The 23,681-nt window shown below is 64.0% G+C and carries 28 protein-coding genes; 17 read left to right on the plus strand and 11 right to left on the minus strand.

The window, feature by feature from the left end; genetic code table 11:
* Positions 1–332 precede the first annotated feature (332 nt).
* Both BDK88_RS02070 and BDK88_RS02075 read right to left on the minus strand, forming a co-directional pair.
* A complete protein-coding gene (locus BDK88_RS02070) occupies positions 333–650 on the minus strand; it encodes an RPA12/RPB9/RPC11 RNA polymerase family protein (RefSeq protein WP_130498953.1) in 318 nt (105 codons plus the stop codon).
* Between the two features lie 424 nt (positions 651–1,074).
* Positions 1,075–1,815 (minus strand): SDR family oxidoreductase, encoded by a 741-nt coding sequence (locus BDK88_RS02075; RefSeq protein ID WP_130499767.1) that lies wholly within the window; start codon positions 1,813–1,815, stop codon positions 1,075–1,077.
* A 130-nt stretch (positions 1,816–1,945) separates the two neighbouring features.
* On the opposite strand from BDK88_RS02075, the gene BDK88_RS02080 reads away from it, so the two are divergent.
* Together BDK88_RS02080 and BDK88_RS02085 are read left to right on the plus strand one after the other, a co-directional pair.
* Positions 1,946–2,413, plus strand: a complete 468-nt coding sequence (locus tag BDK88_RS02080; protein ID WP_130498954.1) for a universal stress protein — start codon at positions 1,946–1,948, stop codon at positions 2,411–2,413.
* 128 nt (positions 2,414–2,541) lie between these two features.
* The gene (locus BDK88_RS02085; RefSeq protein ID WP_130498955.1) at positions 2,542–3,006 is read left to right on the plus strand and encodes a universal stress protein; all 465 of its coding nucleotides are present in this window, start codon (positions 2,542–2,544) and stop codon (positions 3,004–3,006) included.
* A 324-nt stretch (positions 3,007–3,330) separates the two neighbouring features.
* Here BDK88_RS02085 and BDK88_RS02090 read toward each other — a convergent pair whose 3' ends face one another.
* The gene (locus tag BDK88_RS02090; RefSeq protein WP_130498956.1) at positions 3,331–3,765 is read right to left on the minus strand and encodes a hypothetical protein; all 435 of its coding nucleotides are present in this window, start codon (positions 3,763–3,765) and stop codon (positions 3,331–3,333) included.
* Between the two features lie 153 nt (positions 3,766–3,918).
* On the opposite strand from BDK88_RS02090, the gene BDK88_RS02095 reads away from it, so the two are divergent.
* The 13 genes from BDK88_RS02095 (at position 3,919) to BDK88_RS02150 (ending at position 15,743) form a co-directional block, all read left to right on the plus strand.
* Entirely contained in the window at positions 3,919–4,896 is a 978-nt protein-coding gene (locus tag BDK88_RS02095) for an ROK family protein (RefSeq protein ID WP_130498957.1), read from the plus strand.
* 77 nt (positions 4,897–4,973) lie between these two features.
* Positions 4,974–6,413 carry an LVIVD repeat-containing protein gene (locus BDK88_RS02100; protein ID WP_130498958.1) on the plus strand — a complete coding sequence of 480 codons (1,440 nt, stop codon included), beginning with the start codon at positions 4,974–4,976 and terminating at the stop codon, positions 6,411–6,413.
* Between the two features lie 60 nt (positions 6,414–6,473).
* Positions 6,474–6,839 (plus strand): NifU family protein, encoded by a 366-nt coding sequence (locus BDK88_RS02105; RefSeq protein ID WP_130498959.1) that lies wholly within the window; start codon positions 6,474–6,476, stop codon positions 6,837–6,839.
* 453 nt (positions 6,840–7,292) lie between these two features.
* On the plus strand, positions 7,293–7,442 hold the full coding sequence (locus BDK88_RS21025; protein WP_165396895.1) for a DUF7512 family protein: 150 nt from the start codon (positions 7,293–7,295) through the stop codon (positions 7,440–7,442).
* Positions 7,443–7,450: 8 nt separating this feature from the next.
* Positions 7,451–8,446 (plus strand): sulfite exporter TauE/SafE family protein, encoded by a 996-nt coding sequence (locus BDK88_RS02110; protein ID WP_130499768.1) that lies wholly within the window; start codon positions 7,451–7,453, stop codon positions 8,444–8,446.
* Positions 8,447–8,631: 185 nt separating this feature from the next.
* On the plus strand, positions 8,632–9,204 hold the full coding sequence (locus tag BDK88_RS02115) for an amino acid-binding protein (protein WP_130498960.1): 573 nt from the start codon (positions 8,632–8,634) through the stop codon (positions 9,202–9,204).
* The gene (locus tag BDK88_RS02120) at positions 9,201–10,148 is read left to right on the plus strand and encodes a homoserine dehydrogenase (protein ID WP_130498961.1); all 948 of its coding nucleotides are present in this window, start codon (positions 9,201–9,203) and stop codon (positions 10,146–10,148) included. The genes BDK88_RS02115 and BDK88_RS02120 overlap by 4 nt, the downstream gene beginning before the upstream one ends.
* A 291-nt stretch (positions 10,149–10,439) precedes the next feature.
* On the plus strand, positions 10,440–11,702 hold the full coding sequence (tuf, locus tag BDK88_RS02125) for a translation elongation factor EF-1 subunit alpha (RefSeq protein ID WP_008011008.1): 1,263 nt from the start codon (positions 10,440–10,442) through the stop codon (positions 11,700–11,702).
* Positions 11,703–12,011: a 30S ribosomal protein S10 gene (gene rpsJ / locus BDK88_RS02130; protein WP_004215311.1), complete on the plus strand. Its 309-nt coding sequence runs from the start codon at positions 11,703–11,705 to the stop codon at positions 12,009–12,011.
* Positions 12,012–12,233: 222 nt separating this feature from the next.
* On the plus strand, positions 12,234–13,337 hold the full coding sequence (locus tag BDK88_RS02135; protein ID WP_130498962.1) for a putative sulfate/molybdate transporter: 1,104 nt from the start codon (positions 12,234–12,236) through the stop codon (positions 13,335–13,337).
* Positions 13,338–13,484: 147 nt separating this feature from the next.
* Positions 13,485–13,958 (plus strand): DUF7384 family protein, encoded by a 474-nt coding sequence (locus tag BDK88_RS02140; RefSeq protein ID WP_130498963.1) that lies wholly within the window; start codon positions 13,485–13,487, stop codon positions 13,956–13,958.
* Positions 13,959–14,047: 89 nt separating this feature from the next.
* Positions 14,048–15,178 (plus strand): guanosine monophosphate reductase, encoded by a 1,131-nt coding sequence (locus BDK88_RS02145; RefSeq protein ID WP_130498964.1) that lies wholly within the window; start codon positions 14,048–14,050, stop codon positions 15,176–15,178.
* A gap of 112 nt (positions 15,179–15,290) precedes the next feature.
* A complete protein-coding gene (locus BDK88_RS02150) occupies positions 15,291–15,743 on the plus strand; it encodes a universal stress protein (RefSeq protein WP_130498965.1) in 453 nt (150 codons plus the stop codon).
* A gap of 9 nt (positions 15,744–15,752) precedes the next feature.
* On the opposite strand, the gene BDK88_RS02155 is transcribed toward BDK88_RS02150, so the two are convergent.
* Positions 15,753–16,634: a universal stress protein gene (locus BDK88_RS02155; protein WP_130498966.1), complete on the minus strand. Its 882-nt coding sequence runs from the start codon at positions 16,632–16,634 to the stop codon at positions 15,753–15,755.
* Positions 16,635–16,787: 153 nt separating this feature from the next.
* Positions 16,788–17,492, minus strand: a complete 705-nt coding sequence (locus tag BDK88_RS02160; protein WP_130498967.1) for a DUF2270 domain-containing protein — start codon at positions 17,490–17,492, stop codon at positions 16,788–16,790.
* A gap of 165 nt (positions 17,493–17,657) precedes the next feature.
* Here BDK88_RS02160 and BDK88_RS02165 point away from each other — a divergent pair, with 165 nt between their 5' ends.
* A complete protein-coding gene (locus BDK88_RS02165) occupies positions 17,658–18,146 on the plus strand; it encodes a DUF2267 domain-containing protein (RefSeq protein ID WP_130498968.1) in 489 nt (162 codons plus the stop codon).
* 46 nt (positions 18,147–18,192) lie between these two features.
* On the opposite strand, the gene BDK88_RS02170 is transcribed toward BDK88_RS02165, so the two are convergent.
* Entirely contained in the window at positions 18,193–18,831 is a 639-nt protein-coding gene (locus BDK88_RS02170) for an SOUL family heme-binding protein (RefSeq protein ID WP_130498969.1), read from the minus strand.
* A 129-nt stretch (positions 18,832–18,960) separates the two neighbouring features.
* On the opposite strand from BDK88_RS02170, the gene BDK88_RS02175 reads away from it, so the two are divergent.
* Positions 18,961–19,461: a universal stress protein gene (locus BDK88_RS02175; protein WP_130499769.1), complete on the plus strand. Its 501-nt coding sequence runs from the start codon at positions 18,961–18,963 to the stop codon at positions 19,459–19,461.
* Between the two features lie 452 nt (positions 19,462–19,913).
* On the opposite strand, the gene BDK88_RS02180 is transcribed toward BDK88_RS02175, so the two are convergent.
* The 5 genes from BDK88_RS02180 to BDK88_RS02200 all read right to left on the minus strand — a co-directional run bounded on the left by BDK88_RS02180 (position 19,914) and on the right by BDK88_RS02200 (position 23,633).
* Positions 19,914–20,333, minus strand: a complete 420-nt coding sequence (locus BDK88_RS02180) for a universal stress protein (RefSeq protein ID WP_130498970.1) — start codon at positions 20,331–20,333, stop codon at positions 19,914–19,916.
* 76 nt (positions 20,334–20,409) lie between these two features.
* Entirely contained in the window at positions 20,410–20,823 is a 414-nt protein-coding gene (locus BDK88_RS02185) for a universal stress protein (RefSeq protein ID WP_130498971.1), read from the minus strand.
* Between the two features lie 64 nt (positions 20,824–20,887).
* Positions 20,888–21,439 carry an XTP/dITP diphosphatase gene (locus BDK88_RS02190; RefSeq protein WP_130498972.1) on the minus strand — a complete coding sequence of 184 codons (552 nt, stop codon included), beginning with the start codon at positions 21,437–21,439 and terminating at the stop codon, positions 20,888–20,890.
* Between the two features lie 113 nt (positions 21,440–21,552).
* The gene (locus BDK88_RS02195) at positions 21,553–21,837 is read right to left on the minus strand and encodes a DUF5808 domain-containing protein (RefSeq protein WP_130498973.1); all 285 of its coding nucleotides are present in this window, start codon (positions 21,835–21,837) and stop codon (positions 21,553–21,555) included.
* 92 nt (positions 21,838–21,929) lie between these two features.
* Complete coding sequence (locus BDK88_RS02200) at positions 21,930–23,633, minus strand: bifunctional N(6)-L-threonylcarbamoyladenine synthase/serine/threonine protein kinase (protein ID WP_130498974.1); 1,704 nt, start codon at positions 23,631–23,633, stop codon at positions 21,930–21,932.
* Positions 23,634–23,681 lie beyond the last annotated feature (48 nt).

Below are 23,681 nucleotides of genomic sequence, written 5' to 3' on the forward strand. Positions count from 1 at the left end.
ATCAGTTGATGGGTATAGCGTGCGGGATACAGAGAATGGATGCAGCACGACAGTTCCGGCTGCTTCACCCAAAAAGTGGTGAACCATCTGCTCACTACACGTGTGAATTGAGTATTTTGGGTTAGCGAGGAATCCGAACACTGCCCCATCTTCGGTCCCGTTTCTGGAGAGAGAATGTTCCAACGATTCCCGCACCGATACTCGGGGGCATGAACATCCCAACAAAGGCTCTTGTGACAGAGGGTGTTAATAACCTCAAGAACGTTGTGGGAGTTGAGAGTCTGGTGTGGCGGTCTGTGCATATTTAAGCGGCGGGGTCGCGAGATGCGCCGTCAAGACTCGCGCCACTTGTGGCCGCACTCGACGCAGGTGAACAGCCGAACCTCATAGGAGCCGCCCGGCTTTGGCATCAACTCGTAGTAGGCCCGGTCGCTGTCGCAGTCATCCGCCCGACAGGGCTCCTGCATCGTTTCGGTGGAGCCCTGGGTCGCGTCGGCCACGGCGGGTGCCCCGTCGTCCCGCTGTCCATCCTGGGTTGCCATCGCCGTTTCTGCTTGCGAGTCCCGTGGCTCCTCGTTCGCACAGGTGCGACACACCCACGTGTCGCCCTCCGTGTGCATCATCGAACCACACTCGTCACAGAATTGCATATAAAGGAGGAAGACACGGTTGTCGGATATATGTGTTAACTTCTGATCCGTTGTGGATTTCAGGCAACTGCTCATGCTGACTGTACTGAGTTATCGAAGAGGCAACAGGCAACGTTTGATTTTGCCTGGCTTCTGTAACCTATAACCAATTGAGGGTTTCAACAAGGCCTCCTTTTTACGTCATCGGGGCTCTTGCTGCGCTCGAGCCCCGCTCCTCGCAAAAATCTGGACCAAAAACGCCCCGCGACACACAGCGCCGCGGTTCGATCGCTTACACACTCTCGGGCAACCAGCCGTCGTCGACTTCGATGTTCTACACCCACCTTTTTACGTCGTCGGGGGCTCTCGCTGCGCTCGAGCCCCACTCCTCGCAAAAATCTGGACCAAAAACGTCCCGCGGCACACAGCGCCGCGGAACGATCGCTTACACACTCTCAGGCAACCAGCCACCGTCGACTTCGATGTTTTCGCCGCTGACGTACTCACTGTCCGGATCGAGGAAGAAATACAGCGGCGCGATCAGATCGTCGAAGCTCGCGGGCCGATCGCGTGGCAACTCGTCAGGGAACTCGTCTGAGTTCTCGACGACGTACGGCGAGATGGCGTTGACCGTGATCCCATCGTCCTGGGTGTCCGCCGCGAGCATGCGCGTAAACATCAACACGCCCTTTTTCGCGACGAAGTAGGGGAAGTTCTTCGGGCTGACGAGTCCTTGCTCGCTCGAGGCGTAGCCGATGTTTACGATTCGGCCGGCTCCGGTCTCGCGCATCCCGGGCAGCGCCCGCTTCGAGCAGAGATAGGTGCCGGTGAGGTTCGTCTCGAGGACGCGGGTCCACTCCTCGAACGCGAGGTCGTCCCAGCGGGCGGGCGCGAAGTCACCGACGTTGTTGACTAGCACGTCGACGTCGCCGAGGTCGGCCTCGACGGCTGCGAAGAGGCCGTCGACGCTGTCGGGATCGGTAACATCGGCTTGGACCGTCATCGCCGCTGGTGCGCCACGCTCGCGGGCCTGATCGGCCACCTCGCGGGCCGCATCGGCGCTGGTGTGATAGTGGACCGCCGTCGCCGCGCCACAGTCGGCCGTCGCCAACAGCAGTTCGCGGCCGACGCCCCGTGCACTGCCGGTCACGAGTACCGTCTTCCCGTCGAGATCAGGTCCGTCCATGCGTCGATACTCGACAAGGGCGTGGAAAACGGTGACGGCGTTGGACTGTCGGCTGTCCGGGGTTCCGTCGACATCGATCCCGTCGCCATCCTGCCGCGGCTTTACGATGCTGTGGATCGATTCACTACCCATGTTAGACACGGTGTTACTCGCGGTCGGTCCCGGCGACGAAGACCGCAGCGAGCGACTGGCCGAGGCGGTCCTCACGGTCGCACAGCCCGCCGACGCCACCGTTGTCCTCGCCCACGTCTTCACCAGCAGCGAGTACGACGAAGTCCTCGAGCGCCTCGAGTTCGATCGCACCCTCGAGGAGATCGATCCCGACGTGGTCGCAGCACGCCATTCGACGATCCGCGAGTTACAAACCATCTTCGACGAGCACGACATCGACTACGAGATCCGTGGCGTCGTCGGGGATCACGGTCAGTCGATCGTCGACCTCGCGGCGAGTACCGATGCCGACCGCGTCGTCGTCGGCGGGCGGCGACGATCGCCGACCGGGAAAGCCGTCTTCGGCTCGACGGCACAGCAAGTGCTCCTGTCGGCACCGTGTCCCGTCACCTTCGTCCGCAGTGATGACTCGACTTCCGGCCACTAGCTATCAAACCAGTGTCAAGATAGGGGCGGCACATCCCCAGTACTGACACCAGTAAAACGGTTGCGGTCAGTGCTAGACCCCTCCATCGACGAGAATACTTATGCAGGTGGCCCAACCACTGTGGGGACATGGCAATCGATACGGTACTCCTTGCAGTCGGACCGATGGACACAGTACGCGCGCCGGAACTCGCCGAGACCGTGCTCGAGATCGCTGAGCCACTCGACGCGAAAGTCGTGATCGGACACGCGTTCACAGAAGACGAGTACGAGGACATCCACGAGGATATCGGCTTCGATGCCCGCGCCGACGATGTCGATCCCGACGAGGTCGCCGCCGAGCGCGCGCCGGTTCCCGAACTCGCCGAGCGCTTCGAAGACGCCGGCGTCGAGTACGAAATCAAAGGCGCACTCGGCGAAGTCAGTACCAAAGTCGTCGATATGGCAGTCGACGTCGACGCCGATCGGATGGTCGTCGGCGGCCGTCGCCGCTCCCCAGCTGAAAAAGCCGTTCTCGGCTCCGTCTCGCAAGAGATCATCCTCTCGGCTCCCTGTCCGGTCACCTACTTCCGCGACCTCGACGTCATGGAGTAACGCGGCGGACCTGACGCTGCCGGACGGATCGATCCCGCTTTTCGCCCGCTCTCTGTAGCCCACCAGACGCCAGTCTCGGCTCCGTTCGACGATGATATCGGCTGACAGCGCGCGCTGATGATCGACTTCGGCTCATACTACTGGACAGAAGTCAATACGAAGCCGGTCGGGAATTTGCGGCCGTCACCTATGGGGACGGCCGCATACGTGCGACCGGCTTCACGTAGTTCTGTCCAGCAGTATCATACGGCCTGCTGTCCCGATGTCCCGGTGGGCCCGCAGGGCGGTCGCAGTCCCACTGGCACTGACAGACAGGAGTCCGTATCAGTGGTCGCTCTCTGCCTGCTGTTTCCACTCCCGTTCCTGTCTGCGCTCGCGGACGTGGCGCTTCCCGTCAGCCAGCTCCCGTCGGACCCGCTGCTCGAGCGCTCGCGTTTCGGCCAGCAGACTCCCCTGGAAGTGCTCGAGGACGTCGTAGGACCAGCGGTCGTCGTCGACGACGCCGTGGGGGAGGAGGTCATCCCGAATCGCGTCGGCGAGGTCGTCGTGGCCGGCCGCTCTGAGGCGCGCTTCAGCCCGACAGAGGTGATCCATCCCGTGTCCAGTCGCGTGGTGAAACTCGAGCAGACAGCCCTGGGCGCGCTGGGCCCACTCGAGGCCCAATTCGACCTCGTGGAGGGCCTCGAGTTCCGTCTCGGACAGCGCCGTCGCCGGGTCTGACTCGGCGTCCGTCTCAGCGCGTGAGTCATCGGAGGCCATACAATATGTATGCTACGTAGTGACATACATATGTCGCCGGCCACCCGAGACGATGGGAGGATGCACTGTCTGCCTCGAACGTATCGAAATCGATACTCGTCGCCGAGTACAATCTGGGTAGTTAAGTACGGTCGCGGTCGTCTCTAGAGTAGCATGGTCTACTATGCGGGCGTCGATCTCGGCGCGACCAACGTCCGGGCCGTCGTCGCCGAGGCGGACGGAACGAGGATCGGTGTGAGCCGCCGATCGACGCCGCGTGGGCCGACGGGTATCGACGTAACGGAAGGAGTCCTGCGAACGCTTCGCGGTGCCTGTAGCGAGGCCGGGATCGATCCCAACCGGATCACTGCCGCTGGGATCGGCTCGATCGGACCGTTCGACCTCGCCGAGGGCGCGGTGATCGATCCTGCGAACCTGCCCGACTCGATCGACCGCATCCCGCTGACCGGCCCGATCTCGAAGCTGATCGACAGCGACGACGTCTATCTCCACAACGATACGACCGCAGGCGTCATCGGCGAGCGATTTCACGCCGCCAGCAACCCCGACGACATGGTCTACATCACTATCTCCTCGGGGATCGGTGCCGGCGTCTGCTCCGACGGTCGCATCGTCAGTGGCTGGGACGGCAACGCCGGCGAGGTCGGCCACTACGTCGTCGATCCCCACGGCCGGCTGACCTGTGGCTGCGGCCACGACGGCCACTGGGAGGCTTACTGTTCGGGCAACGCCATCCCCGATTTCGCCCGGCTGCTCGCCGACGACGACCCGACGATTGCGACCGACCTCCCGCTCGAGGGGCCGGAGTTCACCGCAAAAGACGTGTTCGACCTCGCCGGCGAGGACGAACTGGCCGACTACGTCATCGACCAGCTCGCCCACTGGAACGCGATCGGCGTCACGAACGTGATCCACGCGTTCGCGCCGATCGTCGTCTCCTTTGGCGGTGCGGTCGCGTTGCACAACGAGGAACTGGTCGTCGATCCCATCCGCGAGCGCGTCTCGGAGATGGTGATGACAAACGTGCCGGAGATTCACGTCACCGAGCTCGGCGACGACGTCGTCGTCGAAGGGGCACTCGCCAGCGCCCTGACCGAGGGGACCGGCGATCGGCGTCGGCTCCGCGGCTGACTCGATCGCACGGCTCGGTCGCAGTGTCCGCCGCCGAGTACACCAGCTTCTATGTAGCTGTCTCCGCTTTTCTAACTATGAAGCGGAGAGCGTTCCTCACGACGGGCGGTGTCGCCGGGCTCGGCCTGTCTCTGCCGTCTACGGCCGTGGCATCCCGATCGGCTGCCGCGAGATCCAAGCAACAGGAACCATACGAGCCGCTTGGACAGGTCCCCATTACCGGCGCTGCCGAAGCCGTCGTCGGCGACAACAAGCTCGCGTACGTCGCCGCGACCACCGGATTCGCAATCGTCGACGTGAGCGATCCCGCCGAGCCGACGGTCCTCACCGAGGAACGCACCATCGAGATCGACGGCGCGCCGCTGACGCAGATCCTCGATCTGACCGTCGACGGCAACCGACTGATCGTCGCCGGCCCAGCCGAAACTGCCGGCACAAGCGACCTGTACCTGGGATTCCGGCGGTACGACGTGAGCGATCCTGCCGAGCCCGTCGCGACCGGTGAGTTCGAAACCGAATACCATATCCACAACTGCTTTCTCGAGGGTGACCGGCTGTTCGTCGTCGAGAACATGCGCAATGAAAACCGACTCGTGATCTTCGATGTCGGCGGCGAGGAGATTACACAGCTCGGGGACTGGTCGCTGCTGGACCACGAGCCTGGCTGGCGCGATATCCACTGGCTCGGGCGCTATCTCCACGACGTCTACGTCCACGATGGGATGGCCTACCTCCCCTGCTGGAACGCCGGAACCTACATACTCGACGTCACCGAGTCGGCCGATCCCTCGGTCATCTCCCACGTCGCGGACACGACACTCGAGGCCCAACGCGAGATCGACGACTTTCGAGACGGCGTCTACGGGTTGCCCGGGAACGATCACTACGCGGCGGTCAACGACGACGGCGACCTGTTGGCGGTCGGCCGGGAGGCGTGGGCGACTGGCGGGGCCGACCCCGACCATCCAGGCGGGATTGACCTCTACGACGTAAGCGATCCGACCGAGCCGGTCCACCGGGGATCGATCGACGCCCCGCGGACGGCCGACGAATCCTATCGCGGCGGGACCTGGATGACCTCGCACAACTTCGAGCTACGCGGCGGCCGACTCTACTCGGCGTGGTACCGCGCTGGCGTCCAGATCCACGACGTGTCCGATCCCACCGATCCCGAACGGCTCTCGTGGTGGCGCAACCCGGCCGAAACGGGGTTCTGGACCGCACGGGTCGTCGAACCGGGCGAGACGTTCATCGCCTCGAGCACGGCGGCGATTCCGAACACGTCTCTCGAGGGTGCACTCTACACCTTCCCGGCCGAAGCCGGTACGCAGGCCGATCCACCGTCACTGCAACCACCCGCCGAGTGGCTCGGGGACAACGACGCGAACGAAACGAGTGGAAACGAATCTGACGATGGCACTGATTCGAGTTCGGGTTTCACCGGCGTTGCCGGGCTCGTCGGTGGAGGCGTCGCACTCGAGTGGCTGCGCCGACGCCGCGGAAACGTTCAGGATTAATTCGCGTGATTTCGGCCGCGTGACCGAACTTATTCCCCGTTCGAGCACTTAGGCTAAGCCATGAGTGAACCCGAGACCGAGCCGTCGCTACGAGAGCGTGTCGAAAAGTGGCTGACACGCGAGATGCCGATTATACAGATGCACGGCGGGACCAGCGCGGTGCGCGCAGCCGATCCGGAGACCGGCGAGGTCATCATCGAACTCGGTGGCGGCTGCAAGGGCTGTTCGGTCAGTAACGTGACGACGGGCAATATCGAGGCCGAACTGCTCACCTGGCCCGAGATCGACGAGGTGACGGTTCGAGTCCCCGACGCCCGCGACAGCCTCGGTGGCCCCGACCAACCCGAGTCGATCATGGGGATCGACCGAACCGAAGGCGGCCGCGGCGACTGGGGGTCATCGAACCCAGGAAAGGATCATCTCTAAGCGCTCTTTTCGACGCCTGTGATCGGTGACCGGTGAGCTCGAGCGGGTGGCGGCCCCTCGAAGAAGACGAGTTATCCCGGTGACGAGGCCTGAAGCCCGTGATGTGCCTGCTGTCACTGCGTCCTGAGATCGGTCGTGGCGGATCGGGGCTGCGCCGGAAACAACTGTCAGTAGTCCGTAGAAGCGACAATCGAGAGTGCCAGCCGTATACGGCTCGATTCGTGGCGGTACGTGGGCTGCGCGCGAGCGAGGTGCGTCATAGATAGCGGCAAGTATCACCAGGTCGGGCGCGAGCCTCAGCGTCGATAAGTTATGGAAATCCCATGCGACATGATAGTGAACCCATGCGTATTCTATCTTGCGCGATCTCCACAAGGCTATTAAACCAGGATCGGATGAGACGTCGCTATCGATGCAACCGACACGCGACTGCGATAGCAGAGTGATCGAACAATGATGGGGCTCGAATCGATGGGCGCGACTGGACAGGCCATCACAGGCGTCGGTGCCGTCCTCGTGGAAGCGATGCTGCTGTACGTCGTGTATGGTGCGCTCACGAAGGCGCTGAGTGAGCCGCTCAAAAGCGCTCTCGGGGGGAACTAATCATGGCAATGGAACTGTTCGGGATCGCAGCAGGGCAACTCGGCTTGTTCGTCACTTTCGGGCTGCTCATCGGAACCCTGTTCGGGTTCTTCGGGATGGGCGGGTCGTTCCTCGTCACGCCCGCACTGCTTGTGATGGGATACGATTCGACGACTGCGGTCGGGAGCGGCCTCGCGTTCGTCTTCGGGACCTCGGTGATCGCGGCGCTTCGCCACCGCGACCACGGACAGGTCGACTACAAGCTCGGCCTGATGTTCATCGTGGGGATGACCGCCGGCATCGAAGTCGGTAAGGGGGTCGTCTACTACCTGAAAGCACTCGGCTTCGCCGATCTCGTGGTGAGTATTTCGTATATCGGCTTGCTGGCGATCGTCGGGCTGCTCATGTTGCGAGACGCCCGCACGGAGAGTTCGGACGACGACGAGGGGTCCGCCCTCGCCGAGAAATTCCAGTCGATCGAGATTCCGCCGATGATCTCGATCAAAGGCGGAACCAAAGTGTCGCTGTGGGTGACGCTCGCGATGGCGTTTGCCATCGGCATCCTCTCGGGCTTCCTCGGCGTCGGCGGCGGCTTCCTGCTGATGCCCGCGATGATGTACGGACTGGGCGTTCCCGCTGCGGTCGCGGTCGGGACCGACGTGTTCCAGATCACGGCCTCCGGTGCGTTCGGCGCGTTCACCTACGCCCAGTCCGGTGCGCTTGACCTGACGATCGTCCTGCCCCTGCTTGCGGGGAGTGCGATGGGCGCTCGCATCGGTGCTGGCGCAACGGCGCTCGTCGACGAAGACGACATCACCGAGTACTTCGCCGCGATGTTGCTCGCGGGATCGGCCGCGGTGGCCAGCCGGAACCTCGGAAACGCCTACGACATGGGGATTTTCAACCAGTTGAGCCAGGTGCTCATCTTCGGCTCGGCCCTGCTGGTCAGCGGCGCGGTCATCTGGGCGAGTATCCAGAGTATCCGCGAAGACGAACCTGCCGAATCGGTCCACGCTGCAGACTGAGACGGGCTGCTGTCAGTGGGTTCCGGTGTCCCGTGAACTCGTGACGCAATCCGCCCGAGCGCGGGAGCAGGCTATGCCCCTCGTTGACAGGCGGTGAGCGTTGGGAAGTCCTATATCCTTTTATGCGCCCGTTACGGACTCGTACACCATGATGAGTAACCGTCCGCAGGCAGGAGGTGACGACGATGGGTAACGTACCCGCGTCCAGCGACGAGGACGACCCCGACGCCGAGACCGACGGTGGCGTCCGCGCCTATACCGTCCGGCTCGAGCTCGTCGACGAACCCGGCGAGTTGCTGAGCGCGCTCGCACCAATCGCCGACAACGGCGGCAATCTGCTGAGCATCCACCACGAACGCGGCAACATCACGCCTCGCGGCCACATCCCCGTCGAGGTCGACATGGAGTGTCCCCCCGACCGGTTCGACGGCATCGTCGAGGCGCTTCGTGACGCCGGTATCAACGTCATTCAGGCCGGCGAAGAACACTACGGCGAGGAGATCAGTGTCGTACTAATCGGCCACTTAGTCGAGACCGACCTCTCGAATACGCTCTCGCGAATCGAAGACGAGGCCGACGCCATCGTGCAAGATCTCTCACTGACATCGCCCGAGGGCACCGACGGCGTCGCGAGCGCCCGCGCGCGACTCGCAATCAACTCCGGGCGCTCTACGGAGGCACTGGAGACCATCCGCGCGATCGGGACGGACAAGGAACTGACTGTCGTCGAACCACTGCTCGCAGGTGATGCTGCATGAAACTCGCCATTCTCGGTGCCGGTGACGTCGGCCGCTCGGTCACCGATCTCGCCGGCGAATACGGCCACGATGTCGTCGCGCTCGCCGATTCGAGTCACGCCGCGGTCGATCCGAATGGCATCGCCGTCGAATCTGCCCTCGAGCGCAAGGTCGGCGGCGAAGCCGTCGGCACTGCCGATCCCGAGGACGTCTTCGAGACGGACTACGACGTGTTGGTCGAGGCGACCCCGACGACGCTCGGCGACGCCGAGCCCGGTTTCTCCCACGTCCAGCGCGCACTCGAGGCCGACCGCCACGCCGTGCTCGCGAACAAGGGGCCGGTCGCCGAACGCTACGAGGAACTGCGCGCGCTCGAGGCCGAGAGCGCAGGTTCGATTCGCTTCGAGGCGACCGTCGGCGGTGCGATTCCGATCCTCTCGACGATCGAAGACAGTACGCCGGAAGCCGTCACCGCGGTCCGTGGCGTCTTGAACGGCACCGCGAACTTCATCCTCACGCGGATGGCCGCCGAGGGACTCGACTACGAGCACGTCCTCGCCGAAGCCCAGGATCTCGGCGTCGCCGAGGCCGACCCCACCTTCGACGTCGACGGCACCGACGCCGCCCTGAAGTTCGTCATCCTCGCGAACGTGCTGTCTGACGGCGGGTTCGCGCTCGAGGACGCGACGGTCGAGGGCATTCAGAACATTCCGGGCAGCGCACTCGATCTTGCCGCCGAGGACGGCCGCACGATCCGGCTTATCGGCGAGGCGACCCGCGACGGCGTCCGCGTCGGCCCGCGGCTCGTCCCCGAAAACGGTGCGCTCGCAGTGACGGGAACGCGAAACATCGTCCAGATAGAGACGCGACACGCCGGCTCGCTTCACACGAGCGGTCGCGGGGCTGGCGGCCCGGAGACAGCGACGGCGGTGCTCTCCGACGTCGGTCGACTCCCACCGCTGTAACGCGATACGACGATCCTTTTCTGCTGGTGGCACCCTGGCTTCACTACCGGTTGTTGCCAGTCGGTTGAGACAAGTTGTGCCGATCGCACGACAGTTCTGTGTTGGTGTGTCACGCATTTCAGTCATTACGATAGCGACCCGCTGTCGTCGGCAATCGAACGTTCAGTGGCGTGTGAATGCTAGCCAAACCGCAAGACGGCGGCGGGATCGGCTGAATACGCTTTCGAAATGGTTTTAACCGCAACGGGCGAAAGAGACCGATATAAGCGCCTCTGCGCGTGAGCTACAACAATGAGCGAACAACACCAGAATCTGGCTATCATCGGCCACGTTGACCACGGGAAGAGTACGCTCGTGGGACGACTCCTCTACGAGACGGGGAGCGTACCAGAGCACGTCATCGAACAGCACCGCGAAGAAGCAGAAGAGAAGGGCAAGGGTGGCTTCGAGTTCGCCTACGTCATGGACAACCTCGCTGAGGAGCGAGAGCGTGGTGTCACCATCGACATCGCACACCAGGAGTTCTCGACGGACGCCTACGACTTCACCATCGTCGACTGTCCCGGCCACCGCGACTTCGTGAAGAACATGATCACGGGCGCATCCCAGGCGGACAACGCCGTCCTCGTCGTCGCCGCTGACGACGGTGTCGCGCCCCAGACCCAGGAGCACGTCTTCCTGGCTCGTACCCTCGGTATCGACGAGCTCATCATCGGCATCAACAAGATGGACGTCGTCGACTACAAGGAGTCGACCTACGACGAGGTCGTCGAGGAGGTCAACCAGCTCCTCAAGCAGGTCCAGTTCAACACGGACGACGCCTCGTTCATCCCGATCTCGGCGTTCGAGGGCGACAACATCGCCGAGGAGTCCGACAACACGCCGTGGTACGACGGCGAAATCCTCCTCGAGGCACTCAACGACCTGCCAGAGCCGGAGCCACCGACGGACGCGCCGCTCCGACTCCCCATCCAGGACGTTTACACGATCTCCGGTATCGGTACCGTCCCCGTCGGACGTATCGAGACTGGTGTCATGAACGTCGGCGACAACGTCTCCTTCCAGCCCTCTGACGTGGGTGGCGAAGTGAAGACGATCGAGATGCACCACGAAGAGGTGCCCAAGGCCGAACCCGGTGACAACGTCGGATTCAACGTCCGCGGCATCGGCAAGGACGACATCCGCCGTGGTGACGTCTGTGGTCCTGCAGACGAGCCGCCAAGCGTCGCCGAGACGTTCCAGGCACAGGTCGTCGTCATGCAGCACCCCTCGGTCATCACCGCCGGCTACACGCCGGTCTTCCACGCCCACACCGCACAGGTCGCGTGTACGATCGAGTCCATCGACAAGAAAATGGACCCCTCGAGCGGCGAGGTCGCCGAGGAGAACCCCGACTTCATCCAGGCGGGTGACGCTGCTGTGGTCACCATCCGACCGCAAAAGCCCCTCAGCATCGAGCCGTCCAGCGAGATCCCAGAACTCGGGAGCTTCGCCATCCGCGACATGGGTCAGACCATCGCGGCCGGTAAGGTCCTCGACGTCAACGAGAAATAAATGCAGCAGGCACGCGTTCGACTCGCGGGCACGAGTCCAGACGACCTCGATGACATCTGTGACGACGTCCGCGAGATCGCGAACAACACCGGCGTCAACCTGAGCGGACCCATCCCGCTGCCGACGAAAACGCTCGAGGTGCCGACCCGGAAGTCGCCTGATGGCGAAGGCACTGCGACGTGGGAGCACTGGGAGATGCGCGTCCACAAGCGCCTGATCGATCTGGACGCCGACGAACGCGCACTCCGCCAGCTCATGCGCATTCAGGTGCCAAACGACGTCTCGATCGAGATCGTCCTCGAAGACTAAGGACCGATCGCGACTCGAGTTCGAGTGCTTTCCGTTTTTGCGGTGTCAGCTGCTTGTTGATCACCAGTTCGGCGTTCGTACCATAGTACACTGCGTCCTGATCACGTGTCTATCGGGGCCGAATCCAGCAGTTATAATCGAATCACCTGACACCGACTGGCAAAAGAAACCGATACTCGTTACTACCAACAGTCAAGTTCGTTCCGTACATATTGGTGACTGATGGCACATGCCGTCGAATCACCGGCCGATACCGGTCTCGAGTTCACCACGAGTGAACTCACGGGTGCGCTAGGTGATTCGGTTACGGTACTGCCGCTGTTGGTTGCACTGGGAGCGACGACCACTGTCTCGCTTCCCCACGTTTTGATCGGCTTCGGCATCTTCCAGATCGTCTGGGGTGTCTACTACGGTCTGCCGCTTTCTGTCGAACCGATGAAAGCACTGATCGGGCTGGCAATCGTCGGGACGCTAACCTACGCCGAACTCGCCGCCGCCGGGTTGCTCGCTGGTGGCGTCTTGCTCACGGTGGGACAACTCGGGTTCGTCGGCCGACTCCAGCGGGTCGTCGGCGAACCCGTCATCCGCGGGGTCCAACTCGCCGTGGCCCTGCTCTTGCTCGAGGCGGCCGTCGACCTCTCGCTGGATAATCTCCCCATTGCGGTCGCCGGACTGGCCGTCGTCGGCCTCCTCGCGCTCGTTGGCTCCCGTGGAGCGAGCGTGCTGGTCGTCCTCGGACTCGGTGGCGTCGTCGCCGTCGCGACCACCGGCGTCCCGACGCCGACAGTGCCGACGCTCGCCGTCTTTCCCGCCGGCCCCCCGTCGGTCAGTGCGGCCGCACTCGAGGGAACCGTCGCGCAACTCGGCATGACGATCGGCAACGCCGCGATCGCGACGGCACTGCTCTGTGGCGATCTCTACGACCGAGAGATTGCGGCGGATACGCTCTCGACGAGTATGGGCATTACCTGCCTTGCGGCGGTTCCGTTCGGCGGCGTCCCGATGTGTCACGGCAGCGGCGGGCTCGCCGGCAAGTACGCCTTCGGCGCACGAACCGGCGGCGCGAACGTCCTGTTGGGAGTCGGCTATCTCGCGCTCGCGCTCGTCGCCGCCGGGGCCGTCCTCGCCGCATTCCCGATGGCGATTCTGGGCGTGTTGCTCGTCGTCGTGGCCCTCGAGCTCGCTCGGGCGGCGTTCGAGCCCGTTTCCGACGCCCGATCGCTCGCGCTCGTTGTGGCGGTCGGTATCGTCGGCCTGCTGGTGAACGTCGGGGTCGCGTTCGCCCTCGGAACCGTCACGGTCTGGGTGCTCTCGCGACGGTCGTAAGCGAGCAAAGCCGGAGAGCTTTCAGCCTCCGGCTCCAATCACCACCGATGTCATCGAGCTGGGCCGAGCTGTTCGATCGCGGGACGGAGTACGACGGCGACCTCGAGGCCGTGCGAGCTGAACTCGAGACGCTGCGGGAGGACGAGGATGCCTGAGCAGCCGAACCCGGCCCGCGTCGTCGCGGACGCCGACGTGCTCGCGGCGGATCTGCTCGTCGGTGGTGACGCCCGCGAGGCGCTGGATCACGTCCGCCGCCATTCCTGGGTCGACCTCGTCGCGAGCGATCCGCTACTCGACCAGACCGAAGCACTCGTCGCGCAACTGGCAGACGCCGACCTCGCAGCCGACCACCGAGCTCGGCTCGAGGCCGAACGCGTCGCGGTCGATCAGCCCGAAGGCGATCAGCCCGCGCTTGCGTCGGCCTATCAGGGCAACGCGGCGCATCTCCTCTCGTACGACGAGCGGCTTCGCTCGGCGAAATCGGGGCTGACCCTTCAGCCTCGTATTTCTGTCAGCGTCCGACCGCCGGACGCGTTCGCGCGGCTGTTCGACCCCGAGAGCCTCTACGACGTCGTCGAAGGTGGCGCGTATCTGGGCCCCGATCGGGATCCGCGAGCGTAGTCGCAGCTTCCGGGCGAGAAACGGCGGTCGCATCCCTTGCGAAACCGGCGAGACCCTTATGCGGCAGGACCCCTAATCCGGAGGGGGTCATGAACGATCTTCGCACCGGGTTGAGTTACGGTGACGTGCTTCTCGTCCCGAAGCGCTCACCAGTCGAGAGTCGCCGCGACGTGGATCTCTCGACGTCGTTTACGCCAGGTATCGAACTCGAGACGCCGCTGGTTTCTGCTGCGATGGACACCGTCACGGAAGCCGAGCTGGCGATTGCCCTCTCGCGTGCCGGCGGGCTCGGCGTCCTCCATCGCTTTCTCACGCCGGACGAACAGGCCAGTCAGGTCGAGCAGGTGGTCGACGCTGGCGAACGCGTCGCCGCCGCCGTCGGGATCAACGAGGACTACGTCGCCCGAGCCGATGTGCTCGTCGCGGCCGGCGTCGACGCGCTCGTGGTCGACGTGGCTCACGGCCACCTCGAGGGCGCGCTCGAGGCCGTCGAACGGCTTCGGTCGGCGTTCCCGGCGACCGATCTCGTCGCCGGTAACGTCGCGACACCGGAGGGTGTCGAAGACCTCGCGGCGGCGGGAGCCGACTGCGTGAAAGTCGGCATCGGCCCGGGCTCGCACTGTACCACCCGAAAGGTTGCCGGTGCAGGTGTCCCACAGCTGACTGCCGTCGACGACTGCACAGATGTGGCCGAGGGTCTCGGTGTGACGATCTGTGCAGACGGCGGAATCCGCACCTCGGGCGATGCGGTGAAGGCGCTGATGGCGGGAGCCGACACCGTGATGGTCGGCAGTCTCCTCGCTGGCACCGAGGAATCACCCGGTGCTGTCGTCGAGGTCGACGGCACACGATACAAGCGCTCACGAGGGATGGCGACCACCATCGCCGCCGAAAAGCGCGACGACAAAGACATCGACGTGCGCGCCGACGAAGGTGTCGAAGCACTGACGCCGTACAAGGGATCGCTCGAGGACGTCATCACGGAGTTTTGTGCCGGCATTCAGTCGGGGCTTTCCTACTGTGGCGGGGCGACGATCCCTGCGGCCCGCGAGAACGCGGAGTTCATTCGTGTTGCCCCGAGCGCGAAAGCACGGGAAGGGTATCACACAGATCACGACTGGGAGGGCGTCAGCGTCGACAGCACGGGTCGGGCCGTCGGCGGCGAGACGACTGAGTCAGAGGGGGCGACCGTTGCGGACGCGTCAGCCGAAGACGACTGAGACGAAACTGGCGAGGCGAGGGCAGGGAGGACACACCGGCACTGTGCCGTCGCCGTCCCATTACGGGGCGGAATCCTCAAGCGATTTGCCGCTGGCGGCCGACGGACCACGTATGACAACGACAGTTCTGGTTGCGTTCGACGAATCACCACAAGCGACCGCTGCACTACAGCACGCGCTCTCGAATGCCGATGATGCGGAAATCCACGTTCTCCACGTCAACGATCCACGGGAGTGGGCCGGCTCTGCCGGCGTCGATGGGGTCTTCTACGCGGACGACGCCTTCGAGCGATCGAAGGACGCTGCCGAAGCCGTCCTCGAGAACGCCGAGGACATCGCCAGCGAGTACGACACCGAGATCACGACGGTGACCGAGGTCGGAATCGTCTCCGATACGATCGTCTCCTATGCGGAAGACCACGACATCGATCAGATCGTCCTCGGAAGCCACGGGCGGCATGGGCTCTCGCGGTTCCTGCTTGGCAGCGTCGCCGAACGGGTCGTTCGCCGTGCCCCTGGGACGGTGACGGTCGTTCGCGACGAAAGTCCGACGGACGACTCGTAAGCGGACGTCTCAAGAGCGCGTCACGATCAGTATCGGCACGTCGACCGACCGGAGCACGGCCCCGGAGACGCTCCCGAGCAGTTGTCGCCGGAGGTTCGACCGGCCATGCGAGCCCATGACGACGAGATCGATGTCGTGGGCCCCGATGTACTCACGGATTTCGGCCGCAACGCCATCGAGCGACGTTTTTTCGACGGCAGTCTCGACGTCGACGTCGCCTGTCGCGTCGATTTCGGCCGCGAGTTCGTCGACGATCGCCTCGCCTTCGTCTTCGAGGCGATCGACGAACGATTCCTCGAGGCCGCCCGCGCTGAACGCCCCGCCGGCGGCCTGCAGATCGATAACGCTCAGGACGTGTGCGGTCGCCCCGCACTGCTGTGCAACGGCACTGGCGCGGGGGGCAGCACGGGTAGCGTTGTCGCTCCCGTCGGTCGGCACGAGCAGTCGATCGTAGTCGAACGAGTCGCCAGTCGACTGGTCGCCGGTCGGAACGACGAGGACAGGCACGTCGCTCCGATGGAGGACTCCCTCAGTGACGCCGCCGAGAAGCCGTTTTCCCAGGCCCGTGATCCCCTGTCGCCCAATGACGATCAGTCCCGTCTCGTAATCGGCCGCGAGCCTGGCGATCCGTGCCGCGGGCGAGCCGTCAGTTACCGTCGTCGTCACCGACTGGTCGTGGTCGGCTGCGAGCCGCTCGATTTCACCGACGATTTCTTCGCCGCGCTCCCGGAGCTGTGCCTGCTCGTCGCTCGTCCGAGTGCTCGAGCGCCGGTCGATGACGTGGAGGACGTCGACGGCCGCGTCGAACCGCCGGGCGAGATCGAGGCCGCGGCGTGCGGCCCGTGTGGCCTCGTCGCTGCCGTCGACGGGGATCAGAATGCGATCGTACATTGGTTCGTCCTTCGACGGACGGCTCCTTCAGTATACTGTCAGTTACCAGTCATACGATCTCCTGGAAGTCATTGCCGGTGGAACCGCGACCGCCCTGCGGTCCCATCGGTGAATCGGGACAGCAACCCGTATCAGTGACCACAGCACTCCGCGTCAGCGGTCCTGCCCGACGGCCTCCGTGCGGAGTTCGTCCTCGCTTTTCCACGTCCGGTTTCGCATCGCGATAAACACCGCGAGCAGATAGAACGCGACGACCGCCGCGGTGACCGCCAGCCCAGGAATGCTGCCGACGGCGGCGCTTTCGGGCCACGGCCGGGTAGAAAAGGCCGCGATGCGGATGACCCACGCACTCAGCGTGATCGAAAACAATACCAGATAGATCCGGCGCAATCGATGCGCGATCGCTTCCTCGAAGGAAATCTTGATCACTGGCTGTCGGTAGTCCCGGCTCAGCTTCTCGCGCCAGTTTGTGTCCTCGAGGCCGGCCGAGGGGTCGAGGCCGTACGCGAAGACGTTCTTCTGCAGCGTCCGGACGCGTCCACGCCAGATATCGTAGCCGCGGAAGCGACGCGCCTCGATCACCAGGAAGGCGGTCAGCGCCGCCGTCCCCAGCAGGAGGATGTAGTGAGGGTTGTTCCGGCTCGAGAACGTCCACGTCAGGATGGCGCTCATGATGACGATCGCCCAGTAGGTCGTCTGATCGAGTCGCTCACGCCAGAACTTCATCCGGTGGATTTCGCCCCGGTAGAGGTGGGCCAGACTCGAGCTTGGCCCCATCTCCTCCTCCAGCAACCCGCGTCCGATCTCGCGGTGGTCGGCGTCGGTCGGATCGACGTCTTTTGTTGACTCACGGTCCATCGTGGGAGACCGTACTCAATCGACAGCGAAAGAAGGCGTGGATTTCGTCGTGACGTGGGACTGCTACCCAGGGGGTATGAATCGGAAAATTCGGCGCTCTCGGAATCAGGTCACTACGTGTGAACAGGGGTTTATAGCCGTGATCGTGGTCGGATGGGAACGAGAATGAACTTCGACGAGTTTACCGGCCAGATCCAGCACCGACTCGAACTCCCAGGCACTGGCGAGACCGTGCGGGCGATCCGGGCGACGCTCATGACGCTCGGACAGCGCATTCCGGCGGGTGCAGCCGAGGATCTCGCCGCGTCGCTCCCGATGGAGATCCGCTGGTACATGACCGGAGCCGTCGCCGATCACGGCCAGCGATTCGACTGGAGCGAGTTCGTCTCGCGAGTCAGCGAGATCGAGGAGACCGATCCGTCGACCGCGGCCTATCACGCCCGCGTCATCATCGATCTCGTCGAGACCCTGGTGGCACCGTCCGATTTCGAGCAGCTCCGAAATCAGCTCCCCGAGGACCAACACGACGAGAACTGGGGGAAGCTATTCGAAGTGATCGACGCCGGCGGCTGGGGTGAGGCCGAGGAAGCACAGACCGGCGGCGGGCCACAACCAGAACCGGAGGAACCCGGCGCGGACGAGCCAGACGCCTGAGCCGAACGCGGTCGTCCGGTCGGCGTTGTCGCTGCACAGCCCGCCATCAGTCGGGACGGGCCCAGTTGCCGGACTCCTCGATCCGAACCTCGATTTCGTTGGTCCGCATAAACGGCGGCGTCCACGGATCGTTGTACTGGAGCACCACTGGCTGGCCACGCGTCTCGATCCCTCGTCGTTCGAGCGTCTCGAGCAATCGGTTCCGCTGGCGGTCGACGCGGTCGGCCGTCGCATACCACGAGAACCGCCGGACAGCGACCGTTCGTTCCGGTTCGACGACGAGTCGAACGTCGGCGTCGGTCGGTACTGGGGCGGTCTCGGGCGTATACGTATCCGGGAGATAGAACGCCATCGTCACGCGGCCGTCGTCGGCGTCGGTTCGGACGGGCGCAGTCATCGAAATCGATTCGCGCTGTGTCGCCACCGGTGTGGTCATCGCAACGTCTTCATCTCGTGCGTTCGCACCCGAAATGTAGCGAAAGAGCCGCCGGAACGCCGTTCGGTTGTTCGGCGCTGTCGTTTCGACGAGCACCGATCGCGGATACCGCCGAATCTCGACGCCGTCGAATCGAGCCAGCGTCTCCGAGGAGATGCGTTCGGTCGTCCGGCTGACGTAGACGCCCCAGCCGACCCACGCAGCGAGCAGGCCGCCGAGCGCGAGCAAGAGCCGCCGTATCGATCGCATACGGTGGCGACCACCACGCGTACACCGATAGTGCTGGTGACTGTTCTCAAGACGTGCTCGGAACCGGCCGGCCTCGAGAAGTGGGCACTGGCCCACAACGTTACTATCGTCCCCGCCATTGCTGTCGGTATGACGTTCGTCGTCCCGTTCGATGGATCGGAACTGGCCGAAACGGCGCTTGCACGGGCCGTCGAGTACGGCCGTGCCCTCGAGGAGCCGGTCGCAGCCATCAGCGTCGTCCCAGAACGGAAAGGCTACGCACGCGAGAAGGGCTGGATCGGTCCCGACGAGGCGTTCGACATCGACGCAGTCATCGAGACCCTTCGCGAGCAGGTCAAGTCGATCGCACCCGACGCCACATTCGAGTACGAACGGATTCGCGAGTTTCCACCCGAACAGCGACTGGCTGGTCGAATCGAGCGACTAGCACAGCAGTACGATCCGACAGTCGTGTTCCTCGGCAGCGACAACGTCGGCCGCGTCGTGACGCCGCTGGCGAGCGTCGGCGTCCACGTCGCCGCCGACAACACCTACGACGTCCACATCGTCCGCCAGACATCGCCGCCACGGCTCGCGGGCCTCGAGCCACATCCGGATTTCTATCCCGACTCGGAATCAGACTCGGAGTAACGTCGCTTAGGGCTCGAGTGGGCTGGCCGACCGCTACGACACGAAGCGAGGGCGCTATTGAAACCCGCAGCAGTGATCGCTTTTTACAGTCTCAATTGTTCAGTGCAGATCGTGATCGTATCAGAGATCCATAAAGAATATATCCGCCATACATATGTGCTAACATACAGATGTCCTTGTCAAGAGATGGTTCCCTATTCGGTATAGCACTCATTCTATATGGGATTTACTTGGAAATATCTGGATTTATGTCGAGTCTCTATCCCATGGTTGGACTACTCGTTGTCGCTCTCGCATTCTTGGGGAGTGTGGTGTCTGTCTTGCATTCGATCAAGGCAGATGACCACTCGGCGAGCGAGGTGTAACGGCCAGTTCGCATTCTTTGACGACCGGGTGCTTCATCCCGTTTATGTCTGATAGATGTTGTTTCAACAGAGCCGAAGCGAGTAGACTTAGGCAGTTAACACCGGTCGGTCGGCCGATCGGACGACGCGTTCGGCGACGCTCCCGATCTTGCCGCCACGAGAGTGACTCTGGCCCTGGTAGCCGATCACGATGAGGTCCGCGTCGACGGTATCGGCCCGCGTGAGGATCTCCTCCCAGGGACGGCCATGGCAGAGACACGTCGAGACCTCGGCTCCGTAGTTGTCGGCGCGCTCGGCGAGGTCGTTGAGCAGCGCCTGGCCGCGCTCCTCGAGGTCGTTGAGCACGATTTCGGCGCTGCTGAGTGCGGGTTCGCCGTAGCGGTAGGTCTCGACGCAGTAGAGGGCGTCGACGTGCGAATCGTATTGTTCGGCCAGCGCCAGTGCGTGTTCGACGGCGCGGTTTGCCGGGTCGCTGCCGTCGGTTGGAACGAGGATCGTATCATACATCGTCGCAGTACGGTCCACGCGAAACCGGAAGAAATAGCTCACACGCCGTCGTATGATACGTTTTCACGCCTGAGTGTCAGGCCGTAATGACCGGCCGATCCCCGTACCGAACGACGCGTTCGGCGTTGCTCCCGATCGTTCCCCCGATGCCGCCGAGTCCGCGATTGCCGATGACGATCAGGTCGGCGTCGATCTCGTCTGCGTACGCCATGATCTCCGACGAGGGGCGGCCGTCGACGACCTCGGTCGTGGCCTGCACCTGGCCTGCGTCGGCCCGCTCTTCGAGTTCCGCAAGTACCTCACGGCCCCGTTCCTCGAGTTCCTCGAGAACGTCTTCGGTCCCGAGCGTTTGCTTGCCATAGCGTTGGGTATCCACGACGTAGAGACCGTACAGGTCGGCACCGAACGTGTGAGCGAGGCTCACTGCGTGTTCGGTCGCCCGGTTCGCCGCATCGCTGCCGTCGGTCGGAACGAGGATCGTATCGTACATGTCGGCGTGTCTCGTCCCACCACCGACTGACGCTTATAGGTTTCAGGCCCGATAATCAAGTTGATCACGCCTCGCGGTCGGCGTACCACTCCGCGAACGCCGCGAGCGCGCGACCGCGGTGGGAGATCGCGTTCTTCTCCTCGGTACTCATCTCAGCCATCGTCTGCCCGTTGTACTCGAAAATGGGGTCGTAGCCGAACCCGCCCTCACCGCGGGGGGCGACGAGCGTGCCAGCGACCGAGCCCGAAAACGTCTCCGTCCCGTCGGCGTCAGCGTACGCGAGGACAGTCCGGAAGCGTGCACGGCGGTTCTCCTCGGTCTCGGCGAGTCGCCACAGCCGCTCGACGCCGACGGTATCCTCGACGTACGCCGAGTACGGCCCCGGAAAGCCCCCAAGCGCGTCGACGAACAGCCCGGCGTCGTCGACCAGTACCGGCTCGTCGCTTCCCAACTCCTCGAATGCCTCGCGAGCCCCGTGAGCCGCGATTTCGGCGAGCGAGTCGCTTTGGACCTCGGTGTAGTCGTACTCGATCTGTTCGACGGGTTCGACGCCCTCGAGATACTCGCGTGCCTCGCGGACTTTCCCCTCGTTGCCGGTGACAAATTGAATGGCCATATGCGAGCGACGGTGCGTCGGCGGGAAAGCGTCATCGGTTGCGCGGCGGCTCCTCAGACGGTCAGCTGTGTGGCGAGTCGCAAACGCGACCGCGAGAAAGAACAGTCTCGCGCTCAGTCGTCGGTTTCGTCGACGATGACTTCGACTGGCTCGTCCGCTCGCTCCTCACTGTCGTCGCTCGAGCCCTGCTCCTGTTGCCAGAGGAGGCCGCCGGCGACGAGGACGACGAGCCACGAGCGCCAGTTGGCGAGATTCAGCGTGTAGCCGACGCCAAAGGGTTTCTCGACGAGCATGCCTTCGCCGGGCTGCCAGTACGCCGAGAGCATGCGGCCGATGCTCGGTCGTTCGAAATTGTACGGAATCCCAAGAATCTCACCGGAAGTCGGCTTGTCTGCCATGGCCGGTGATACGTCGTCCCCCGATAAAGATATTGTGTGCTACGACGAGCGCTGCGAGTCGCCAACTGCAGCTGCGACCGATCGAGGTCGCCCTACTGTGCGTCCGACTGATACCGGCCACGCCCCTCGACATCGTGCAGGCGCTCGAGCACTCGTTCGTCACCAACGTCGCGATACCCCTCACGGGCCGCCTCGCGGAGCAGCTCGGGGTCGGCGGCGGTGCCGACGAGGCTCTGATCGAAGACGTGCAGATCCATCGCGTAGTCCTCGACGTGGTCGGTGTGGTAGCCAAGGCCGAAGTCGATGAGGTAGGTGCGATCGCCATCGACACGGACGTTCCGCGTCGTCGGATCGCCGTGGACGAACCCGGCCCGGTGGAGCCGCGCGAGGTGGCGGCCGACGTCACGAACTCGATCGGGAGACAGCGCCGCCTGCAGGTCGCGCTCGCCGACGTACTCGAGTTCCAGTCGCGCCTCGGTCCGATCGACGTCCGACAGGACCGGCGTCGGGACGCCCTCGCGGCGAGCCAGGCTGGTTAGGCGGGCCTCGAGTGTCGTCCGTTCCGTGCGGAGTCGCTCGTCGAGGGCGGGGTGGCGGTAGGTCTTGGCCCGGCGACGCTTCGTGACGCGGCCGGCCTCGGGCGCGATGTCGACCAGCGCTTCGGCCCCGCGGACCTGACTGTCGTCCGAGCCCGCGCCGCGGCCGGCCGCAAGCTCGGGCTCATCGGCTCGCTCGCGGTTCCTCACGTCACCGCTCGCGTTTTCGAGGTCCTCGCTTCGCTCGGCCCTCCCACGCCACGTCACCGGCACCTGATCGGGTCTGAAATTGGGGTCGACACGTGATTCCACGAGCGCGAGCGTATCGCCCGCGGCGTACATCTTCGCACCGAGTACGGCGATCATGCCTGCGTTGTCACCCAGGAATCGGGGTTCGGGCGCGTGGAAGTCGGCTCCACGCTGGTCGCACATCTCGGCGAGCATCTCGCGCAGGCGGGCGTTGTGCCCAACGCCACCGCCGAGGACGAGTTCGTCGCTGCCGGTCAGTGACAGGGCACGCTCTGCGACTTCGGTCAGCATGCCGAAGATGTTCTCCTGGAGCGAGTAACAGACGTCCTCGACCGGGACGCCGTCGTCGTAGCGCTGCTTGGCAGCGCTCATGATCCCCGAAAACGAGAAGTCCATCCCCTTGACGACGTAGGGCAGGTCGACGTATTCGCCGTCTTTGGCCGCTTGCTCGACCTTCGGCCCGCCGGGATGTGACCAGCCGACGTGGCGGGTGAACTTGTCGATCGAGTTCCCGACGCCCGTGTCCATCGTCTCTCCGAGGACGCGATAGCGACCGTTCCGGTAGGCCAGCAGGTGGGCGTTCGCCCCGCTTGCGTTGAGACAGACCGGCGAGTCGAACCCGGAGGTGTGGCGGCCGATCTCGAGGTGGGCGACCATGTGATTGACGCCGACCAGCGGCACCTCGAGGACCTGACTCAGCGCCCGGGCGGCCGTGCCAACGACGCGCAGACAGGGGCCAAGCCCGGGGCCACGAGAGAAGGCGACGGCATCGACCGGCGGTTCTGTGGCCGGGCCGTCGTGGGTCTCGCGGGCGTGCTCGAGGATCCGCCCAACGACCTCCGGGATGGCGTCGTGCATGTGTTCGGACGCCTCGCGGGGGTGAATGCCGCCGCTCTCGGGCTGATAGGCGTCGGTTTCGATGACTACGTCGTCGGTCTCGGCGTCGAAAAGCGCCGCGCTGGCAGCCCAGGCGGTGCCTTCGATCCCGAGGATACGGATGGAATTACTCACGGATGAAAAGCGGTTAGTAGCAGCGTCGACGTGCCAGTTCCGTCCGCG

Source organism: Natrinema hispanicum (assembly GCF_004217335.1).
Taxonomy (GTDB): domain Archaea; phylum Halobacteriota; class Halobacteria; order Halobacteriales; family Natrialbaceae; genus Natrinema; species Natrinema hispanicum.